Genomic DNA, 17,200 nt, shown 5'->3' with positions numbered 1-17,200 from the left:
AAGTTCCTGAGCAACATCAGCTTGCGTTTTTTGGTGACCAAAATTATTTTGCTCACCGATTCCATATGTATATTGATTATTCCCTTCCAGATTGGCGCTTCCATCTCTCACTCCATATATAACAAAAAGGCTAGACGAGAAATCTCATCTAACCTCTAAAGAATATTTTCTAGGTTCGACTGTGATCTTGAACTTGGAGACCATTTTATTTTCACATTCCTCCATGTTGTCCATTCGGCTCGTAAGTAGATCCTTTGTCTTGATGCTGAAGAGGGGGAACTACTATTGCTACTAGTATAAAACCAGTAACTAAAAAAGAGAGAATTACTTTACTTTTCATCTTCATCCACCTCATTAATCAAATTTCTGTATGCTGCCTTCGTCTCAGATGATGCATAATCCTTATAGGACTCATACAGCTTTACACATTTAATTATATGCGATTTATTATTGATTAATGTAGATTTTTCCAAACAACTTAATAAAAAAGTAAAGCCTTCTGCAAAATTTCTTTTGTTAAAGTAGTAAACCGCTAATTCACATGTAAAATGAACATAACGTTCTGTCATGAATTGTTGATTGTACACACCTACGCACTTAGTTTTATCTAGCAAAGCAAAAATTTCCGTTTCAAATTGCTTTAGAATATGATCAACATTTAAATGATGTCGATTAGCAGCCTCAACTACGTTATCTAATCCGGGGAGCGTCTCTTCTTTCTGTGCAGAAAAAAATGTTACATAATCAGCCAAAACATTAACTTCACCAGCATGAAGTTTATTTACGTAAGTGTTGGCTTCAGCCCATTCTTTATATCTCTTTTTCCATTCCAAGGTGATTTCATCGGTTTCCTTCACCCAACTTAAGTCAGCATATGTGTATGTATGTTGAAGCGCCTTCTCATAATCTTTATGAGCTTCACAAACTTCAGCACAAAGTAGATGAGAAAATGCCCAGTAAGCAAACGGTGGAGAAACAGGTTTCTTCGAGTTTTCTTCCTTTGCATCATGTTGTTGATCTAACTTGTATTGAATCTCTGCTTTAATCTCCAATGCTTTAGCAATTTGTTCTACTTTGTCCCATTCACGCAAAGAACGATACACATTCGCCAAGTCTTTCAGAGCATCGAGTTGATTCGTTTCATCTAGGCGCTCAACAAAAGCTTCAAATATCGTAGCTGCCCTGAGATTTTTCTCTTGATCGTCTCCAACACGAATCGTGAACAAACGATACTGGCAAATTGCTAATCTCTCTGAGTGCTGCTTTCTTTCACTCTCAGCCACGTTTTCATAAAGGTAAGCTGCTGTATCCCGATATCCTTTGTGGAACAAGTCCTCGGCTAGTCTAAACAGCGAAAGACTGTAGATCGGATCATCCAGAAACATACTTACAGCATGCTGTAAGCAATCAAGCCGCCCTAACTCAATACATCGGTGTAAGAAAGGTTTTACTCTTCGCCAGTTAAGCGGTACTTCTATAATGCACTCTTCAACGAATTGCTCATAAAAATAATCCGCTGGTAAATTCATGCCTATAGTAATACGATCCAGTTGATTAATAGATAAAGAACGATTGCCTGTTACGATCCCGCTAATTGTACCTACATTCAAACCAATGATATGCCCAAACTCGGTCATACTCAAGCCCTTCTGTTTTAGATACTTTTCAATTTCTGTCCGAATCGTAGGTGTGATTTTCATGGATAAAACACCCTTTCAGCATGAAATCGTTATATAATGCATAGTTATATAAATTATGTAATTGCGAAACAGGTAGTAAAATACATTTGTTTTATCGCTCATAATTGTACTATATTTTGGAATAAAATCATATACCTTTCATATTTGTATTCATGATACCTTTTTCGATAGTTTGCATTGATTTTGAGATTAAAGGTACCACTATTCTGCTTATGTATTATAGTTTTATTGCGGAAAATCAGAATACAATTTAAGGTATACAAAGTCACCAGATTGAATAGTTATACTCATAATCATTTGTAATTTATCTATGAATTTACCTTAGATTTGATGTAAGCATATAAGAAACCTTCACGATATTCGGGATAGTATCAGCAAATTTAGGCTGAGTCGGGGAGTAGAAGTGCTATGCCCATATTTTGTGGAAAATGAATGGTAATTTGATTTTAATCACCCCCGGGGTATATAGGAATTGGATAAATTCAGAATATATTATGGTTGTGCTACTTAAATTCCCCGGCATCGGAGAAATGTGTTCATAAGCTTAATCATCGTAAGCAAAATAACTTCAGTGTGTAGATGGAAGTGCTAGGGTAAATTATGGAAATTAAATGGGAATTTTAGGTGTAAACTATCCCCCCTTACTTTAATTAAACAACAATATATGTATATTAAAAACAAAGAGCCTAGACATAAATCATCTAGGCCGTGAGTGTGTACGTAGTGTTCACATGATTATTATTTTATCCCACTTCTTGCTGCTGTTCATATTCCTTTACCCTACGATAAAATGTGTTTGGCTTCATATCTACACGTCTCATTGCTTCAACTGCTGTTATGCTGCCTTCCTTCCATTCCTCATATACCATAATGAAGTCATCACTTATTGCCTGTTTAGGCCGACCAAATACCACACCATTATTTTTTGCTGCTGCTATGCCTTCAGTCTGTCTTCCGTTAATCTTCTCACGTTCGCGTTCTGCCATGTAGCTAAGCAACTCAAGTACAATACTGGATATAACTTTCTCTAAGCCATTATGGTATTGTCTAGTATCAAGGATGGGCATATCAAGAATAACGATGTGTGCGCCTATCTCGTGCGTTATATCTTGCCATTCACGTTTGATTTCTTCTGCATTTCTTCCTAAACGATCCAGTTCCTTAATGAACAGAATGTCGCCTTTCCTAAGCACACTCTTCAATGCTTGATATTGCGGTCTGTCAAAATTCTTGCCACTTTTCTTGTCAATAAAATAATCACGTTCCATGATACCTAAGCCTTGCATTGCTTCCAATTGTCTAGCTTCGTTCTGATCTTTCGTCGATACTCTTATGTAACCGTAGTGTCTAATCTCACTCATATGGATCATCCTTTGCTATGTCATTGATTATATTATAGCAAAACTATGTCAAAATGTATATGTTTATATATGAAACATTTCAAAATTATTTATATACTATTTGACATGTGTCATAACCACTTATGACAAACACTAAACTACTATTGCAAAAGGTATACTTTATGACATAGAGTTAGAACCGTTTTGTCTGAACAATGGTCGGTCAAAAATCAACCTTCGTGAATTTCAATACAGTATTATCCAAGTTGGTTAGCACTCATATGGATAGTTGGACAAAGCGTCCAATTCAATGATCAACTTAGAAAATATCGAAGTCGCTATGTATTTAAGGGGTTGACGCTGTATCAACCATTATAGGGATATCGTCAACTTTGGTGACACTATAGAGATAAGCCGCATCGACACCCTTATCGAAGCTCAATCGTGAAACTTGGTCTTATGTTCATAAAATACTTATTCTTTATAGCTTTTTGAGTCATTGTGGTTCAAAATTATGCCTGAATATATTTACATCGTACCGTATCGAAGAAATAGTGAAAGTATAGATAAATAAAGGGATTTATAAAGAATTGCTTTGCATCGTGGTATCAATCGTAGGTATCGAGAAGTAATGCGTAAAAAAGCTTGATGTATCAAGGGGATTTTAAGTTTTTATAAATTAAATTGCTAAAAATATAAAATTGAAAAATTGTTCATTTATCTAGCTTTTGTATCGTAGCTCAATGCTGGTATGGGAGTAAAATCGACTGTCTTTAACCACTCATACCACTCACCATGTACCAAGTCATTCTCTTTCACATGCTTCACTCGTCGCCCAATCTCAAATAACGACTGCCCAGCAATTTGCTTGTAGCTTATAGAAGATGAAAACAGCGCTGGATGGTATGCAAAATGGGAAGCAGTGAGATAAAACTCCTTGCTTCCCATTTTGCTTAATTTGCGAATAAATGTTCTTTCAACCACTGCCTATAAAACTGCAGTTGCTCCTTGGTGTGAAAATAATGTTTTCCATGCTTCATCACTTTTAGTTGGCAATGAAATCGGCTTGCAAATGTAGATATTACATCATATTCACATAAGTCATCTTCAGAACCATAAAGAATTGCAGTTGGCTTATTCCATGTATCAACCGGATGTGATTTAACATAGCAGTAATAATCCCAATAAAGTGTTTGTCCAATGGGTGTAGATATTTCTCTTTCAACTTTTAATCTATCCTCACTTACATTGAACCATGTCATCATATTTTTGATTATTCTCTCCATATCTAGCACTGGAGAAAGAAACAGGCATTGTTTAAGTGGGAAATTATTATAAGCAAGCAAACTAAAATACGCACCCATGCTACAAGCGAAGATACTGATGTCATCCGATTGCTTTTGTGTGTAACGCATGATTATGTCAAGATCATGAACACAATTTTGAACTTTACAGGCGTATGCTTCTTCTTTGCGGTCACCATGTTCAGGCAAATCAAAACTAATGACTTGATACCCTTGTACCGTTGCTTCTTCAGCAAATATAACGATCGCATCATCTGCCTTGTTTGACATATTACCGTGGATAGCTATAAATATCTTATCTGATTTACCACCCCACAAAATTGCCGGGATACCCTCTATTTTCAATTCTTGTTTTATCATTACTTTATCCTCGCTTAAAACAGCCAGTTGTATGTTGTCTCCCTGTTCAAAACAAAAAGATGTGATTACAAAATTATCCCATATAAAAACTAATAGGAGCCTTGACCACGGCTCCCTTCTACTGAGATAGATACTTCCCCCTAGTGCAAGTACACTTGGAGCATCTGCTATTAATCATAGGCTTTATGATTTGATTATTGCAATAATTCTATGCAAAGCATTATAGGAGTTCAGTTTAGTTTACATCCTCTAGAAAATTCCTACACTTAGCAAAAACACTCAGGTACATCATTAGATCCCTTTTGAGACTTATTTTCCTCACCTTCTTCGTAGGATATCAGAGCGTTAACTCCGTGGCTGAGAATGGCACCGGCTCGTGTTGATGCTGCCACAAGAAGGGCTTCCATTATTTCTTCCATGGTACCTCCCAGAGCCTTATATTTTTTCACATGAACATCGATGCAATAGGGACATCCCGTTACGTGGGCTACTGTTACGGCAATTAATTCCTTTGTCTTTTGGGGTAACGTATTTGCTGTTTGATAAACTTGATGCTCGAAATGAAAATAAGAAGCGGCCGTCTCGGGACTTAATTTGATTAATTCCGGAATCCGTTGTAGATTAGTTGGGGATAGGTATGATTTCATATCATTTACCTCCTTTTCAATACGATTTGGTAGAGCATGTACGGACGCCAAGAATCCGATAGACGAAGCAGGTACCTAGCAGACTAGTCAGTATAAATGGAATACCTATTAGTCCCACGTATTTCCATGTACTTTCGACAAATACAAGCATTGATACCAGAACAATCCCAATTATGAATCGTATAGTTCGATCCAAATATCCGACGTTTTTCATGTTTTCATCCCTCCTGTGGTCATTTTAAGGGATAAAAACGCTTTGCTTCTGTGACATAATCACTTTACTTGAGCCAACTGTTCAAGCTCGAAGCGCTGAAGCAAATAAATTTTACCTCGTCCCAATTGAATCCATCCAAGCCTCTCAAATTCCTTCAGTACCCTGCTTACTACTTCCCTTGCTGTGCCTAATTCCAAAGACAATGCCTCATGGGTAGCATACAGGGGTGCTTCTGAATTGGTATTGGTATTCGTTTTCCGTAGTAACAGTTCCGCCACTCTGCGGTCCATAGGAAGGAACGTAATATCTTCAATAAGACTAGTAACCGAAATCATTCTTTTAATGAACAGACGGTAAATGAATTGGTTTAGCTCTTTATATGTATCCATCCAGTGTTTAAACAAGGCGACGGGAAGTACGAGCAATTCCGTTTCTTCTTCCGTTTCCGCTAACGCTTCGTACCCTGTTTCACCTAGAATGCTGGCCATCATAATGACGCAAACTTCGCCACTTTTCACCCGATACAGTGTCAATTCTCTCCCAGACGGGCTTATTTTGTAGATGCGCACACTCCCCCGTAACACGAAAGAGGCATGTTCGAAAATGTGTCCCTCCTCCAGAACCGGTTGGGCGGAAAGACTTATGATGGAAGCCCCTGTATTTTGCCACTTTTCGAGAGGAACTACGGAGAAGCAGGGGAATTTGGATACAATGTTAGCGAACTTCTCAGGATCCATGCAAAGCAAAACCTCCTAATAGTTTGTTTTTAAACATATGCAAAAACGATAGATTCCATTTAAAAAACAAAAACCCTTCCGTCATTGCAGAAAGGGACTAGGCATCGATGCTTCTTGTTAAACATCTCACCTTACTCGTTTCAGCAAAGCAACCGACTTCACATGTATGGATTACGTATTATTGACAACAAGGATGTGGCAATTACAACAATACAGGATTAGCAGATGTTTTTCCATTTTCAACCTCTGTTTAGTGACCATCATCACATTCCAGCCTATAAGCTAAGGTTAAAATATACAGAACTAGCGTATCCTTTATTTTCATCCATTCCTTTTCGCTCAATTTTCATCGTTTTCAAGTATAAACAACTTTCCATAATGAACTTTTCGTATTCTCTTCTTTAGTGCTAAAGCCGTACTCTTCATAACAATTTTTTCAACCAAAACATTATTATTTTGAGAATAAAGAATTGGAATAAAAACAGGGGAAAACTTGAGGTTGTTGGTTTTCCCGTTTTCCTCAATCATTTACCCTGTCAGTGTCAGATGTTTATTTTGAATGTCAAAAGTTTATTGCTTGGCTACACCTTAATTTCATCAACACCACGCACTCCACATGTCTTGTCTGTCAGTACCATACTTTCACCCGATTCCGAAATTTTTAATTGAGTGCTATACCATATGATATTACAATGGTAAGAAAAACCAAACCGCAAATAGCCCCACAGGAGGATGTTAGCACCCAAGAATTACATGATTGCACTCTCTATCATCAAATTCAATACCGACCATTTTATCTATGGTAACACCTATCGCTGTGTCTGGGCTTTGCGTGAGTATCTTACCCGTAACTGTTAATATGAGAATAGCTGAAGCTGGAACTCAAGCTTTCTACATTATATCATAACCCTTGATATCACTGAGTTTAACGCTATGTTAAATGTTCACCTCTCAACAAAGTACCTGTTGGTCATATACCAAGCCTTACCCTTCTCTGTATCAACCATACCCTTCTTTCTATCCAAGAATACAATATCTCCACACTCTTTACAGCCCCATTTGTTCCTCTTGTATGCTGATTCCTCTATATAGGAAGCTCCACATTTACACTCTACCTGAATTAATGTTTTATACTGGCTGTTTTCTTCTGCTAGCTGTTCTTTAGGCTTACTCGCTACTGTTGGTTGCTGTATTGCTGCTACATATTCCCTTTGCTCGGAAAATTCATTATGTACTTTAAAATCTGCAACAAGCTCAGGATTCAATCCAAAATGTTCTTTGCCTACTGTTGTCACATATTTACTGCCTACACGATAAGATTCTATCCAGTCTTGAATTTGTTTGCTGGATAGATTGACTGTTCCTTTAATACCGCTGTTTAGCGTGTAGGTCATTGTGTGATGCTGGTTTAGATTCATATATGAAGCTGCTCCTTTAGTCTATCTTATAACGTTCATTATACTATAAATAGGAAACAAAAAAGACGCGGTTGACCCACGCCCTTACAATTAATTAATTTTGACGAATGTGTCAAAGAATTTTTGCTGATTGCATTTATCATAGATATATGGATCAGAGAATTGTCGTTCCAAGATCTGTCCTCGGTGCTGAAACTTTCGATTTTATACCCTAAGAAATTATTCAGGCTACTTCTATCTATGTCAATTGAATATGTCTTACCATCAAAAGGCAAAATTATTGAGATGGCGTTTAAATATTGACGTAGTAATCTAGCACTTTCACCAATCGTTTAATGTATTTAGTCCAAATTAGTCTTCTTTTAATCTAATGCGTCATTTGCAAGTTTTCTATGCAAGGCTTGATAAGCTCTGATTGTTATACTCGCCTCGTCAGCAACAATAGTGACGGAATCATTCAAATATGAAGCGATTATTCGAATGGTAAATTCAACGTGGTTTTCAATAAGGTATACCTGATAAATCACTTTTTCTTTACTGTTGTGTTCATTAATCACTTGCGCATCCTTGAATTCCTCGCGAATAATATCAGGTATCAAAGTGACAGCCTTTTTCTTAAATTCAAAAAAAATTAATTTGTTCTCATACAATTCTAGTAGTACCAACCCTTCTCTCATTGCACTCGCTCTCCTTTTTCTCTTTTTAATATAAGCCTCATTTTTATGTACATCATGAGAAATTGATATCAAAACAATCTTTGGTTTCACACTTAATTTTGTACCATTGTTGACCAAATTTATTGTTAGAATGGATAATTAATCTGTTCCCACAGCGAATGCAGTATTTTTCTGTTAGATTTCCTTTTTTATGCTCTACCAGATAAGCTTCTGCTAGTTCTAACTCTTCAATTATTGTTTTAAGCTCATTATCACTAATATCAATAGGTTTCATGTCCCCTCTTTTTGCATCAATTGAACGAGAAAATGCTCCAAATCCACCAACCAACTCATGATGATGCGTACTAATCCGTCCACCACCTCTTTCAAACAATATTATCATCGGTTCATATATGTCTGGAAACTGAAGTGCAATATTGTTGTTATTATCAAGCAGAGTGCACCATCGTAGATAGTGTATGCTTATTAATTTCATAAGCATAAAATCAATTTCTACAAAGTTTGGGCATTTTACCAATAGCTCATCCCATTCATTATCGACCATTTTATAGCCTATTAACATATCCATTCCTGCATAAATACTTGTGACTTCTTTAGAGATAAACTGTAAATAAACACCAACCCTTCGGTAATACTCAGCAATCAACCTAGCATCTACTTCGTATTCACCTCTCGATCTGACTTCAGAATATCTTTTATTGGAAACTCCAATGTATTGATTTGCGTCAATATTCTTAATTCTCTCAACAGCTAGTTCGTGATAACTCATGAATTTATTTAGTATCCCTTTCTTACATAATCATTTGTTCGTTAATTACACAGTAACGAGAGAACGTCCAGTTTCTTGAGAGCTACTTTATTAGCTAAGCTAGCTATTCTTTAATATCATTTCCATCTTCATCTATTAATCTACTTCCTCCACCAAATTCCCAGCCATTAGATTCAACAAACTCTATAAACTTATCAATAAATTCATCGTGATCAACGTTTCCTTCAGTAGCAAAAACTGCTCCGCTAATTTTTATGCCTTTTTTCATGGAACCCTCTCCTTTAATTGATGCTACCCAAATCAAAGATTCGATTTACTGCCATTTAGATAAATCCGTTATCTCTATATTCATGACCTTTAATACATTATCTAGCAATAATTCTGCTTCTGAGTGTCCTCCGCAGTATATTGGAGATATTGCAATTGTTATAATATCCCAAGGATATAAATTTAGTAACCTTTCGACCTGGTCTCTTACTTGAAATAAGGGGGTAATAACTGGTTCTATTGTATCGTCAACTTCATTAAACACATCTAAATCAAGATCTAGGATAGCAGATCTGTTACCGACTTTTTTACTAAATGAGTCCTGATCAAATGCATGAAGAAAATCATCAATTTCTCTAAATCTCTGGTGCTTATAGTTAAAGTTTATGGGTAATTTAGAGCGTATCAATTTGCTTAGTTGGGTTTCTTCTTCTCTCAGTTCTTCCAGCGTAAAAATGTCGTCTCTGTATCTTGAAACATAAATTACTTCTTCAATGGTTTTACGAGCAAGAGATGCCCAAATAAAGTTGTCAATTCGCATTAAATACGACTCAGATGATAAAGAACCAGTCGTGTAGTCATGGCCTTGGCTTAAGCTTAATATTTCACTTTCTGTTTTAGCTTCCAATAGGTTTTTAACTAAAACACCATCAGGAACATCATCTAGGTGTGCATCAACATGAACAACTAAGGATTGTTCCTTTATTCGTTCATCAAGTTTTGCTAACTCCCATGCTGCGAAAGCCCAATTATGTTCTCTCATTATGTAAACTTTTTTGTTGTCAGTATGAACTTTCCAATTAACATCATTTTCCCATTCGTTATTCAATTATCCCCGCCACCTCATGAAAGACTGATCTGATCTACAAATAATGAAATCAAAAATGCTTAACAATGCATTCGTAACCCTTGTGTTCAAGTTGATTTCTCATCGCTCCCTCTTCTTCAGAGGCATGCAAAGAACCGACAATGATAATTCCCCACTCACATTTATTCTTTTCAACATAAGCAAAGATTGTGCTTGCAAACTTGATATCTCTTTCTGTAGTCGGAATATCTGGGCATTCGCTCTTTTTTAGATTTCGACTCAGTTCTTCAATAAAGTTAAACTTCGCATCGTTGTTACAATGCATTTTCAAAGTCTGAAGTCTCAAAATCGCAAATTTGTCAACAGCTTCTTGATCTACATCTCTTGAATGGTCAAGCCATAGAACATTTACATTATCAAAGATACCTTTGTGGCTATCTCCTTCAAAAGCCAATGTTTTTGAGATAGATTCAATTTGTTTTTGATTTAAATCTGGCCACTCCTTTTCTATTAATTGCGAAAGATATGACCTTTGGGCGGCTACCTTTGTATATACCTCCTCGTCCCATTCTGAAGCAATAAAGTCGGGTTCACTTTGGTTTTCAGCTTTAATCTCATGTAACCATTGAATTAGCCCTGTTCTTGAAACAGGGTCATTGTGATTGATCCCAGCAATATACAATTTCATATAGACATCTCCTATAAAAGAATTGCTTTATCAGCTACTTTGAATAATATCTAAATCATGCAAATCAACCATACCTGATCGATTATTGTCATCAAAACGAACTTTAGCCCTTATGGGATTATCCAACTCATCTAATTCAAATTCAGCTATAACACACCTTCTATCTCTGTGTTTGATCTTCAGAAGATTCAATGGTGAAACAACATAGTGACCCCCAACAAACAAGTCCACTGCTCTTACTATTTCACCTTTCCTTATTTGCTCTAAAAAATATCCTGATGAATTATTGCTATCTCTTAGATTGTTGTAATCCATCATACTTCGGTTATATTTTGATTGAGAATCCATTTGCTACACCTCGTTTCCTAGTAAAAGTGTTATTTTATCTAGCCCAATAATTTGGACATAATTCATCTGGATAATACATTTTAACTGTCCTTGTATGATCACAAGTATTTGTTTCGCATTTTATATCAACATCGTCCAGTAGTCATTGTTAAAATGAATTTTTGAAAAACTCATATTTCCTCTACCACAATAACAGGAATACTCCCTTAATTCTCTGATTACAAACATTACAATTTCGCGTTTCTTGTTCTCATTCATTTTAGTACCACCGCCTTCTGTATAAAATCATCGTTTTACTTAATACTTTCTTTGGCTCTTATTACTGTGATAAAATATAGCTAAGAAGTATATACTAAAAAAGAGCAAGGATGTTAGCGCATCCCTACTCTTTGGCAACGACCGCCTTGAAGAGCGGTCAGCGTTAGGTCAGCGAAATAGACCGTACCTTTGGGTGAGGCGGTCTATTTCTTTTTGTTTTGGTTCAATGCAATAACAATCGTGACGATTAATCCGATCAACGCTACGATCAGCGTACCAAACATCATCATTAATGTCAGCGCATCTTTAACCTCCACAGGCATCACCTCCTTACAGGAGACTAGCCGACCGCCCATCTAGGCCATTCTGTTGTTAGGGATATCATACCCTATTGATGTGACTATTGACTATAATAGTACTAGATGTTGAATTGAGTAAAATAGTTTTTAATACTGCTGTCTTTAATATCAGGTACGATAGTTTTTAACTGGTTATATTCCTTGCCGATTTCTGACGATAGCTCATCTGTCTTCTTATTAAATTCAATTAGGCTCCCAGAAGGGGAATCTGCTTGATCTGCGTATTGCGTATAAAGTCCATATAATTCCACTAGTTTTTCATATGAAGCCTGAAACTCAGTTGGAGGATTTTTCAACTTACTCATTAAATCGTCTACTGATTTTGTTCCTTTTTCAATTTCCGATAAAACATTTTTGGATTCCAAAGCTTCACGTTGATATTGTATAGCCTCATTAAAATCATAGGCTTTTTTTCCGTCTACCTCGATCCAATAATCTGCATCAATTGCACGTTTCCAAACATCTGAATATAAATCACAAACCTTTTCTGAAGCCAATGAATATGCAACTATCTGAGTTGCTGCCTTGTCAAGATTCTCTTTGTAGTTATTCAAAGCAACTTTATGCTGATGGTCTTTGTAAATAAGAAAACCACCTGTTAATCCTACAATTAGAATTAATGTAGTTAGTATAAGCATAGATCTCTTAAGTTTGCTTTTACGTGGCTTTTTATTTGAAGGAACATTGTCATCAAGCAAATTAGTACCGCATTTGTTACAAAAACGACTTTCCTCCTCTAGTTGATTACCACAATTCGGACAAATATTCATTTATAATCCTCCAACTTTCAAATTATACCAATAGTTTACCATGTCTTGGGTAATGGGTCTATAGTAACAAAAAAACGCCTATTGCTAGGCGCTTGGTTACACATCAAAGGGGGATAATACGGCATTTCCTTCTTGTTTCAGCTTCCTTTGGTATCCCCCCTACCTATTGGCTTGAGCCAGCACTTTCAAACTGATTAATTGACCATCCCAAGTCTGTAGGAAAAGTTTTCCTTTAATGAGTCGTCCGCATCTATACATTGGTAATCGCTCCTTGGTTGATTTGGCAGAATGTATTGTCACGCTATAATGCTTATTCCAGTAGAATGTGGCCTGTTACATTACGATGTTACGATGAAATGGTAATTTTACACGAAGTCATTAATACATTGTTAGATGCATATTGTTCATTTGATTATTAATGTACCGACTTAACTAAGCGAACAAGGCAACTTGTGTCATATGTGAATACTTTCCTTGTTCAAGATAAGTGTCATAAATACGTTCAGGATCATCTGTATTGAATCGTTCCATTTTCCAGTCATGTACAGGTTCCTGAAACAACTTTTCGAATGCGGCTTTCTTATCACGATAGTAATCGTATACGAAGTCGGTTTTCTCAGTGTAACCGTAAGCGTCAATATACTCTTTACGCATTTTAGTGAGCAGGGACAAAGGATGCCTAGCAAAAGTGGAGCGATTCAGAAACTCGTTTAAGCGTTCGACAGTGGTCAACATGAACTTCATTGATCCAATTAGAATTTCAGCTTTAGGTGAGATATCAAGGAAATAGCAAACTTGTTCGAGCGTGAGGTCAGAGTGGTACGGAATTTCCGTAGTGGTCAAATTGACTACCTCTTGGTTGTTCAGTGCGATTGTCATATATGTATCTTCTCCTTTTAGGAAATAGTTGTGACACGTGACACATTAGAAGCCTGAAACAATCCCTCTCGCTTCATCCTCAGCACGTTCGATAGCCTGAATAAACGGTAATAAAGGTTCCTCACGTTTGTACTGTATAGCCCTCTCAGCAGTACCGTTAGCGTTAGCCCATTCCCAATATGCGATAATATCAATGGACTGTAAGAAATACATGGTCAGAGCTTCCACAGGATTCAGAGCGTACAAATGCATGAACTTTTCATCTGTAAGTTGATCATGCTGAAGGTATTCATCTTTCATTTGATGAAGCAGAAGAAATCTACTTTCACGATTCACATTACATACTCATTGCGGCGTTCAACTGTGTTCAATATGATTTGCATATCATTACGGATACCTGTTGCTTCAGGGCTAATATTGAGCATATTGATTAGATCGTTTGTGGAGAGGTTAGGATTGTACGGTGCTGGCTCAATAATGCGAGTCCAATTGTCATCATTACCCTGTTCAAATACTTGGATAGCGTCTGAGACATTCAGGCCAATAGTCTGCCATTTTCGATTTAGTGCATCAGTAATGTGGTAAAAGTGTAGTTCTTTTTCGGTGTCTTCTTCTGATTCCCAAGCTAGATTCATGCGTATAATGTCGATGATAGCTTGCTTGTTAGCTTTTTTGGTCACTGGGTATATTCCTCCTTGAGAAATTGGTAGAATGGTGATAAAAGTACCAAAGAAAGTACTGCATCTTCCTTTGTTTAAGTGATAACAACTATTTGAACGTTTAACGATCAAATATATGATCCATTCTATCACATTGAACGTTTAATGTGCAACTATTCTTTAACAGATATGTGGAGGTTTTTTCGGTGGATAATAATGAGTGGATTTTGTACTGTAAGCTTGGTGAAATACTTGAAAAGCATGATGTGTCTGCATTAAAGCTTTCTGAAGATATTGATCATAGAAGAACAACTATCACGGATTTAATTCATAATAAAGATATGGAAAATAAACGTATACCTGCTTCGTTAATCACAAAACTTTGTGTTTATTTCGATGTAACTCCAAATGATTTATTTGAAATCCGTAAGCGTGTAGAATAGTAAGTATAGCTAATCCTAATTTGAATACTAAAAAATAAAGAAGATCTCGAAAGCTGAGGTCTTCTTTTCGTGTCGGCAATTTCGCCGTGTCACTAACCTCTTAACCATAACAAGTCAACGCTGTTTCACCTGTTAGCTATCCCTCAAATTTGAGGGAGGTACAAGATGTATCCTTGTTAATTTCACTATGTAACAAGGGGGAACGAAATTTCGTTCCATATGCATAGGATTTTGGATATCGCGTTTCGCGATAATTGAATTTAGCTTTCTAATCAGAAGGTTTGAATTCCGATATGCGATTCACCATGTCTGGATTTGTAACGAATGTTCATTGTGGACACGTGTATAACTATAGCGTTACATGGTGTCACACTATTATCCGTCTCCGCAAAATTGCGCGAGGTTGAATTGTAAGTAAACTTGCTTTGGGATTCCCCAAAACGAAGCGTCAAAGTTGGAGGTTGGAAAGTTAAGGTTACCAGCAAAATTATCCTTTGGGTGACACTTGATGACACCCATTTCGTTATGTAAACAATACTATCAGCTATGACCCCGTGGAAAGCTTCCCACATCCTTTACAACTATATAGGACAGTCCAATTTTGGATTCTCTTCATTTGAGTTAGCATTCTAATACTGAAATTGTTTAAGTATTAGTAATGGCGACAGTTAGGACACCAATAAGGTTCCCCGAAATTTTCGTAGAAGCTTCTCAATATCAAGGTATCTATCAATCTGCACAAAAAAAGTGCATATTGAGAATTGGATAAGAAAAATCCAGTCACCGTCAATATGGGGGCAACTGGATGATAAAATTGGTGTTTTATACAGACTTGAGTGTTTGTATTGTTATAGAATATTTGAAACATGCCTTTTACCAGCTACCAGAATACTTGTTCACCGTTATAGGATAATGGTAAATTTCAATATCCTCATCGATGAATCCTCTCCGCCTAGCAGCTAACAACGTTTCATACATGTTCTTGCGTCCTACAGGGTTATCTGTATGCAAATATATCTTATCAGCCCTCAATCCATGTTCACAGAAGTACTTCACCAAGTCATATCCGTTAGGCAGTTCTTTACCATCTACGTCCTCTCCCCAATCATGGTCTAACGTAAGAATGCCGACACTTTTGGTTTCAAGGATATGTATTGCTTCATAGTATGTACGAGCGACCACAAAGCCATTTGGACAGTCTCTGAGGTCGTCAACATATAGGTCAATCTTATCAGTCACAGCTATGCTCCTTCCCAGTGAAACACATCTTTTAATAAGTCATAGTTGCGTCAACCTAAATTTTTACTATTGATTTCCCACGCTGAACGTACATCTTTTATATAGTCCAAATAGGCTGGTGAGCTGTCTTTATTACGATGGATTACAATCACTGTTTCGATAAAATTATCCACAAATTCTTTTATATTTAAGATATCAAACAAATCATCTATATTAATATACATTAGAATTTCATATCTCGGATTCCAAATAGAAAGTCGTTTGATTTTATAATCAATATTTGGAGTCAATAGCCCTAGAACATAATAGCCAATTAATTGATACCAAGGGTAACTCTCAAATCTAAGTTTTGATCTAACTTTGATATCTATTAGGGAATCATCGATTATCAAATCAGCATCAGCACCTCCCATTAACATGCTAATGCTTGATCCAAAGTGAGGATTAGATATGAATCTATGTTTTGCTTTAAATATATTCTCACTCTTCATGGTTGAGGTGACTAGATTGTGTAAATCTTTAATATCCTCACGGTCAACATTCATAATATCAACTGGAGGAACGCCAGACCTATAATATTGATCTAGCTTGCCATATACTATGCTTTGTTTTGTCAAATCATAATCCCATTCTTTCAGACCACTAGTGTACAGCTCAATATTTTTTTCAGAATCGTATTGAAATGACTCCGGAAGCTCGTCATACAATATCATATTAGAAGAAATATTGGAGTTGCATTTATTCAGACGTTCACATAGCAGTTGTAAAAAATAATCATATGCATGTCCAATCAATTGGGGATTCTCGCTTATTAAAGACGTTTGAATAAAAACCTCATTAAAATTTATGTTTCTGTCATCACTAATTTTAATCAAAGATTTCAAATTCGGAACTGACTTAAATAAAAGTTTCATATCTGCGTCATATCTTATTAGCGATGTTATAGGCAACTCTTTTCACCTCTATAAACATATTGAAACAGCCATTTAAAAAAAGTTAGTACTACGAATCATCTTTGCAAATACATGAAAGACTAAACCGCTCTCAGGAATCGTAACTGTATTAATAAACTTATGGGCGCTGATATTCTTGCTTATCTCATGACCAGTACCATACGCGAGGATTTCCATAAATTTTTCACCCTCAGATTTAGTATCAACTAGTGCATAAACAACAACATCACCTGCAACGTAAGCCGCGGATAAAATCTCCGACTCAAAGGGCAGTTTAATATATTGAACCTCAGTCCCATCAAGTTTATATTTGTAAATTGTCTTCATATTACACTTTCACTCCTCAATATATTAAATAAAATA

Annotated in this window: 23 protein-coding genes; 1 reads left to right on the top strand and 22 read right to left on the bottom strand. The window is 36.3% G+C overall.

What is annotated here, in order from left to right:
• Window positions 1–329: 329 nt before the first annotated feature.
• The 19 genes from GCU48_RS19175 to GCU48_RS28160 form a co-directional block, all read right to left on the bottom strand.
• Window positions 330–1,700 carry a helix-turn-helix domain-containing protein gene (locus GCU48_RS19175; RefSeq protein ID WP_152381115.1) on the bottom strand — a complete coding sequence of 457 codons (1,371 nt, stop codon included), beginning with the start codon at window positions 1,698–1,700 and terminating at the stop codon, window positions 330–332.
• A gap of 743 nt (window positions 1,701–2,443) precedes the next feature.
• Complete coding sequence (locus GCU48_RS19170) at window positions 2,444–3,061, bottom strand: recombinase family protein (protein ID WP_025721418.1); 618 nt, start codon at window positions 3,059–3,061, stop codon at window positions 2,444–2,446.
• A gap of 696 nt (window positions 3,062–3,757) precedes the next feature.
• The gene (locus GCU48_RS29510) at window positions 3,758–3,988 is read right to left on the bottom strand and encodes a DUF3102 domain-containing protein (protein ID WP_152382209.1); all 231 of its coding nucleotides are present in this window, start codon (window positions 3,986–3,988) and stop codon (window positions 3,758–3,760) included.
• A gap of 5 nt (window positions 3,989–3,993) precedes the next feature.
• A complete protein-coding gene (locus GCU48_RS19160) occupies window positions 3,994–4,704 on the bottom strand; it encodes an alpha/beta hydrolase (protein ID WP_152381114.1) in 711 nt (236 codons plus the stop codon).
• A gap of 266 nt (window positions 4,705–4,970) precedes the next feature.
• Entirely contained in the window at window positions 4,971–5,351 is a 381-nt protein-coding gene (locus tag GCU48_RS19155; protein WP_063208301.1) for a carboxymuconolactone decarboxylase family protein, read from the bottom strand.
• A 16-nt stretch (window positions 5,352–5,367) separates the two neighbouring features.
• Window positions 5,368–5,565, bottom strand: a complete 198-nt coding sequence (locus GCU48_RS19150) for a YgaP family membrane protein (protein ID WP_142613176.1) — start codon at window positions 5,563–5,565, stop codon at window positions 5,368–5,370.
• Between the two features lie 59 nt (window positions 5,566–5,624).
• Complete coding sequence (locus GCU48_RS19145) at window positions 5,625–6,302, bottom strand: Crp/Fnr family transcriptional regulator (protein WP_063208297.1); 678 nt, start codon at window positions 6,300–6,302, stop codon at window positions 5,625–5,627.
• A 944-nt stretch (window positions 6,303–7,246) separates the two neighbouring features.
• Window positions 7,247–7,720, bottom strand: a complete 474-nt coding sequence (locus GCU48_RS19140; protein WP_152381113.1) for a hypothetical protein — start codon at window positions 7,718–7,720, stop codon at window positions 7,247–7,249.
• Between the two features lie 362 nt (window positions 7,721–8,082).
• The gene (locus tag GCU48_RS19135) at window positions 8,083–8,397 is read right to left on the bottom strand and encodes a hypothetical protein (RefSeq protein ID WP_152381112.1); all 315 of its coding nucleotides are present in this window, start codon (window positions 8,395–8,397) and stop codon (window positions 8,083–8,085) included.
• Window positions 8,398–8,449: 52 nt separating this feature from the next.
• Window positions 8,450–9,166, bottom strand: a complete 717-nt coding sequence (locus GCU48_RS19130; protein ID WP_152381111.1) for a hypothetical protein — start codon at window positions 9,164–9,166, stop codon at window positions 8,450–8,452.
• Between the two features lie 103 nt (window positions 9,167–9,269).
• Window positions 9,270–9,434 carry a hypothetical protein gene (locus GCU48_RS27060; RefSeq protein WP_019687609.1) on the bottom strand — a complete coding sequence of 55 codons (165 nt, stop codon included), beginning with the start codon at window positions 9,432–9,434 and terminating at the stop codon, window positions 9,270–9,272.
• A 45-nt stretch (window positions 9,435–9,479) separates the two neighbouring features.
• Window positions 9,480–10,262 carry a peptide arginase family protein gene (locus GCU48_RS19125; protein WP_244315773.1) on the bottom strand — a complete coding sequence of 261 codons (783 nt, stop codon included), beginning with the start codon at window positions 10,260–10,262 and terminating at the stop codon, window positions 9,480–9,482.
• Window positions 10,263–10,311: 49 nt separating this feature from the next.
• A complete protein-coding gene (locus GCU48_RS19120) occupies window positions 10,312–10,929 on the bottom strand; it encodes a hypothetical protein (protein ID WP_244315772.1) in 618 nt (205 codons plus the stop codon).
• A gap of 30 nt (window positions 10,930–10,959) precedes the next feature.
• On the bottom strand, window positions 10,960–11,277 hold the full coding sequence (locus tag GCU48_RS19115) for a hypothetical protein (protein WP_152381110.1): 318 nt from the start codon (window positions 11,275–11,277) through the stop codon (window positions 10,960–10,962).
• 461 nt (window positions 11,278–11,738) lie between these two features.
• Window positions 11,739–11,852: a putative holin-like toxin gene (locus GCU48_RS28170; protein WP_013370228.1), complete on the bottom strand. Its 114-nt coding sequence runs from the start codon at window positions 11,850–11,852 to the stop codon at window positions 11,739–11,741.
• Window positions 11,853–11,953: 101 nt separating this feature from the next.
• Window positions 11,954–12,664 carry a zinc-ribbon domain-containing protein gene (locus tag GCU48_RS19110; protein ID WP_152381109.1) on the bottom strand — a complete coding sequence of 237 codons (711 nt, stop codon included), beginning with the start codon at window positions 12,662–12,664 and terminating at the stop codon, window positions 11,954–11,956.
• A gap of 432 nt (window positions 12,665–13,096) precedes the next feature.
• Window positions 13,097–13,543, bottom strand: a complete 447-nt coding sequence (locus GCU48_RS19105) for a hypothetical protein (protein ID WP_152381108.1) — start codon at window positions 13,541–13,543, stop codon at window positions 13,097–13,099.
• 45 nt (window positions 13,544–13,588) lie between these two features.
• Window positions 13,589–13,879: a hypothetical protein gene (locus GCU48_RS28165; RefSeq protein ID WP_244315770.1), complete on the bottom strand. Its 291-nt coding sequence runs from the start codon at window positions 13,877–13,879 to the stop codon at window positions 13,589–13,591.
• A complete protein-coding gene (locus GCU48_RS28160; protein ID WP_244315768.1) occupies window positions 13,876–14,223 on the bottom strand; it encodes a hypothetical protein in 348 nt (115 codons plus the stop codon). The genes GCU48_RS28165 and GCU48_RS28160 overlap by 4 nt, the downstream gene beginning before the upstream one ends.
• A gap of 185 nt (window positions 14,224–14,408) precedes the next feature.
• On the opposite strand from GCU48_RS28160, the gene GCU48_RS19095 reads away from it, so the two are divergent.
• On the top strand, window positions 14,409–14,645 hold the full coding sequence (locus tag GCU48_RS19095) for a helix-turn-helix domain-containing protein (protein WP_152381107.1): 237 nt from the start codon (window positions 14,409–14,411) through the stop codon (window positions 14,643–14,645).
• Between the two features lie 873 nt (window positions 14,646–15,518).
• On the opposite strand, the gene GCU48_RS19090 is transcribed toward GCU48_RS19095, so the two are convergent.
• From GCU48_RS19090 to GCU48_RS19080, 3 genes are read right to left on the bottom strand one after another with little or no spacing between them, the layout of a single operon-like run.
• On the bottom strand, window positions 15,519–15,884 hold the full coding sequence (locus tag GCU48_RS19090; RefSeq protein WP_152381106.1) for a cyclic-phosphate processing receiver domain-containing protein: 366 nt from the start codon (window positions 15,882–15,884) through the stop codon (window positions 15,519–15,521).
• A 50-nt stretch (window positions 15,885–15,934) separates the two neighbouring features.
• Window positions 15,935–16,834: a hypothetical protein gene (locus GCU48_RS19085; RefSeq protein WP_152381105.1), complete on the bottom strand. Its 900-nt coding sequence runs from the start codon at window positions 16,832–16,834 to the stop codon at window positions 15,935–15,937.
• 36 nt (window positions 16,835–16,870) lie between these two features.
• On the bottom strand, window positions 16,871–17,164 hold the full coding sequence (locus GCU48_RS19080) for a DUF7352 domain-containing protein (protein WP_152381104.1): 294 nt from the start codon (window positions 17,162–17,164) through the stop codon (window positions 16,871–16,873).
• Window positions 17,165–17,200: the final 36 nt, after the last annotated feature.

Source organism: Paenibacillus brasilensis (genome assembly GCF_009363115.1).
In the GTDB taxonomy this organism is placed as follows: domain Bacteria; phylum Bacillota; class Bacilli; order Paenibacillales; family Paenibacillaceae; genus Paenibacillus; species Paenibacillus brasilensis.
This window is presented reverse-complemented; position numbering and strand designations above follow the sequence as displayed.

Excerpts from the sequence above, each read along its gene's own strand:
- GCU48_RS19175 (WP_152381115.1), bottom strand. The coding sequence starts at position 1,700 with ATGAAAATCACACCTACGATTCGGACAGAAATTGAAAAGTATCTAAAA.
- GCU48_RS19170 (WP_025721418.1), bottom strand. The coding sequence starts at position 3,061 with ATGAGTGAGATTAGACACTACGGTTACATAAGAGTATCGACGAAAGAT.
- GCU48_RS29510 (WP_152382209.1), bottom strand. The coding sequence starts at position 3,988 with ATGGGAAGCAAGGAGTTTTATCTCACTGCTTCCCATTTTGCATACCAT.
- GCU48_RS19160 (WP_152381114.1), bottom strand. The coding sequence starts at position 4,704 with ATGATAAAACAAGAATTGAAAATAGAGGGTATCCCGGCAATTTTGTGG.
- GCU48_RS19155 (WP_063208301.1), bottom strand. The coding sequence starts at position 5,351 with ATGAAATCATACCTATCCCCAACTAATCTACAACGGATTCCGGAATTA.
- GCU48_RS19150 (WP_142613176.1), bottom strand. The coding sequence starts at position 5,565 with ATGAAAAACGTCGGATATTTGGATCGAACTATACGATTCATAATTGGG.
- GCU48_RS19145 (WP_063208297.1), bottom strand. The coding sequence starts at position 6,302 with ATGGATCCTGAGAAGTTCGCTAACATTGTATCCAAATTCCCCTGCTTC.
- GCU48_RS19140 (WP_152381113.1), bottom strand. The coding sequence starts at position 7,720 with ATGAATCTAAACCAGCATCACACAATGACCTACACGCTAAACAGCGGT.
- GCU48_RS19135 (WP_152381112.1), bottom strand. The coding sequence starts at position 8,397 with ATGAGAGAAGGGTTGGTACTACTAGAATTGTATGAGAACAAATTAATT.
- GCU48_RS19130 (WP_152381111.1), bottom strand. The coding sequence starts at position 9,166 with ATGAGTTATCACGAACTAGCTGTTGAGAGAATTAAGAATATTGACGCA.
- GCU48_RS27060 (WP_019687609.1), bottom strand. The coding sequence starts at position 9,434 with ATGAAAAAAGGCATAAAAATTAGCGGAGCAGTTTTTGCTACTGAAGGA.
- GCU48_RS19120 (WP_244315772.1), bottom strand. The coding sequence starts at position 10,929 with ATGAAATTGTATATTGCTGGGATCAATCACAATGACCCTGTTTCAAGA.
- GCU48_RS19115 (WP_152381110.1), bottom strand. The coding sequence starts at position 11,277 with ATGGATTCTCAATCAAAATATAACCGAAGTATGATGGATTACAACAAT.
- GCU48_RS19110 (WP_152381109.1), bottom strand. The coding sequence starts at position 12,664 with ATGAATATTTGTCCGAATTGTGGTAATCAACTAGAGGAGGAAAGTCGT.
- GCU48_RS19105 (WP_152381108.1), bottom strand. The coding sequence starts at position 13,543 with ATGACAATCGCACTGAACAACCAAGAGGTAGTCAATTTGACCACTACG.
- GCU48_RS19080 (WP_152381104.1), bottom strand. The coding sequence starts at position 17,164 with ATGAAGACAATTTACAAATATAAACTTGATGGGACTGAGGTTCAATAT.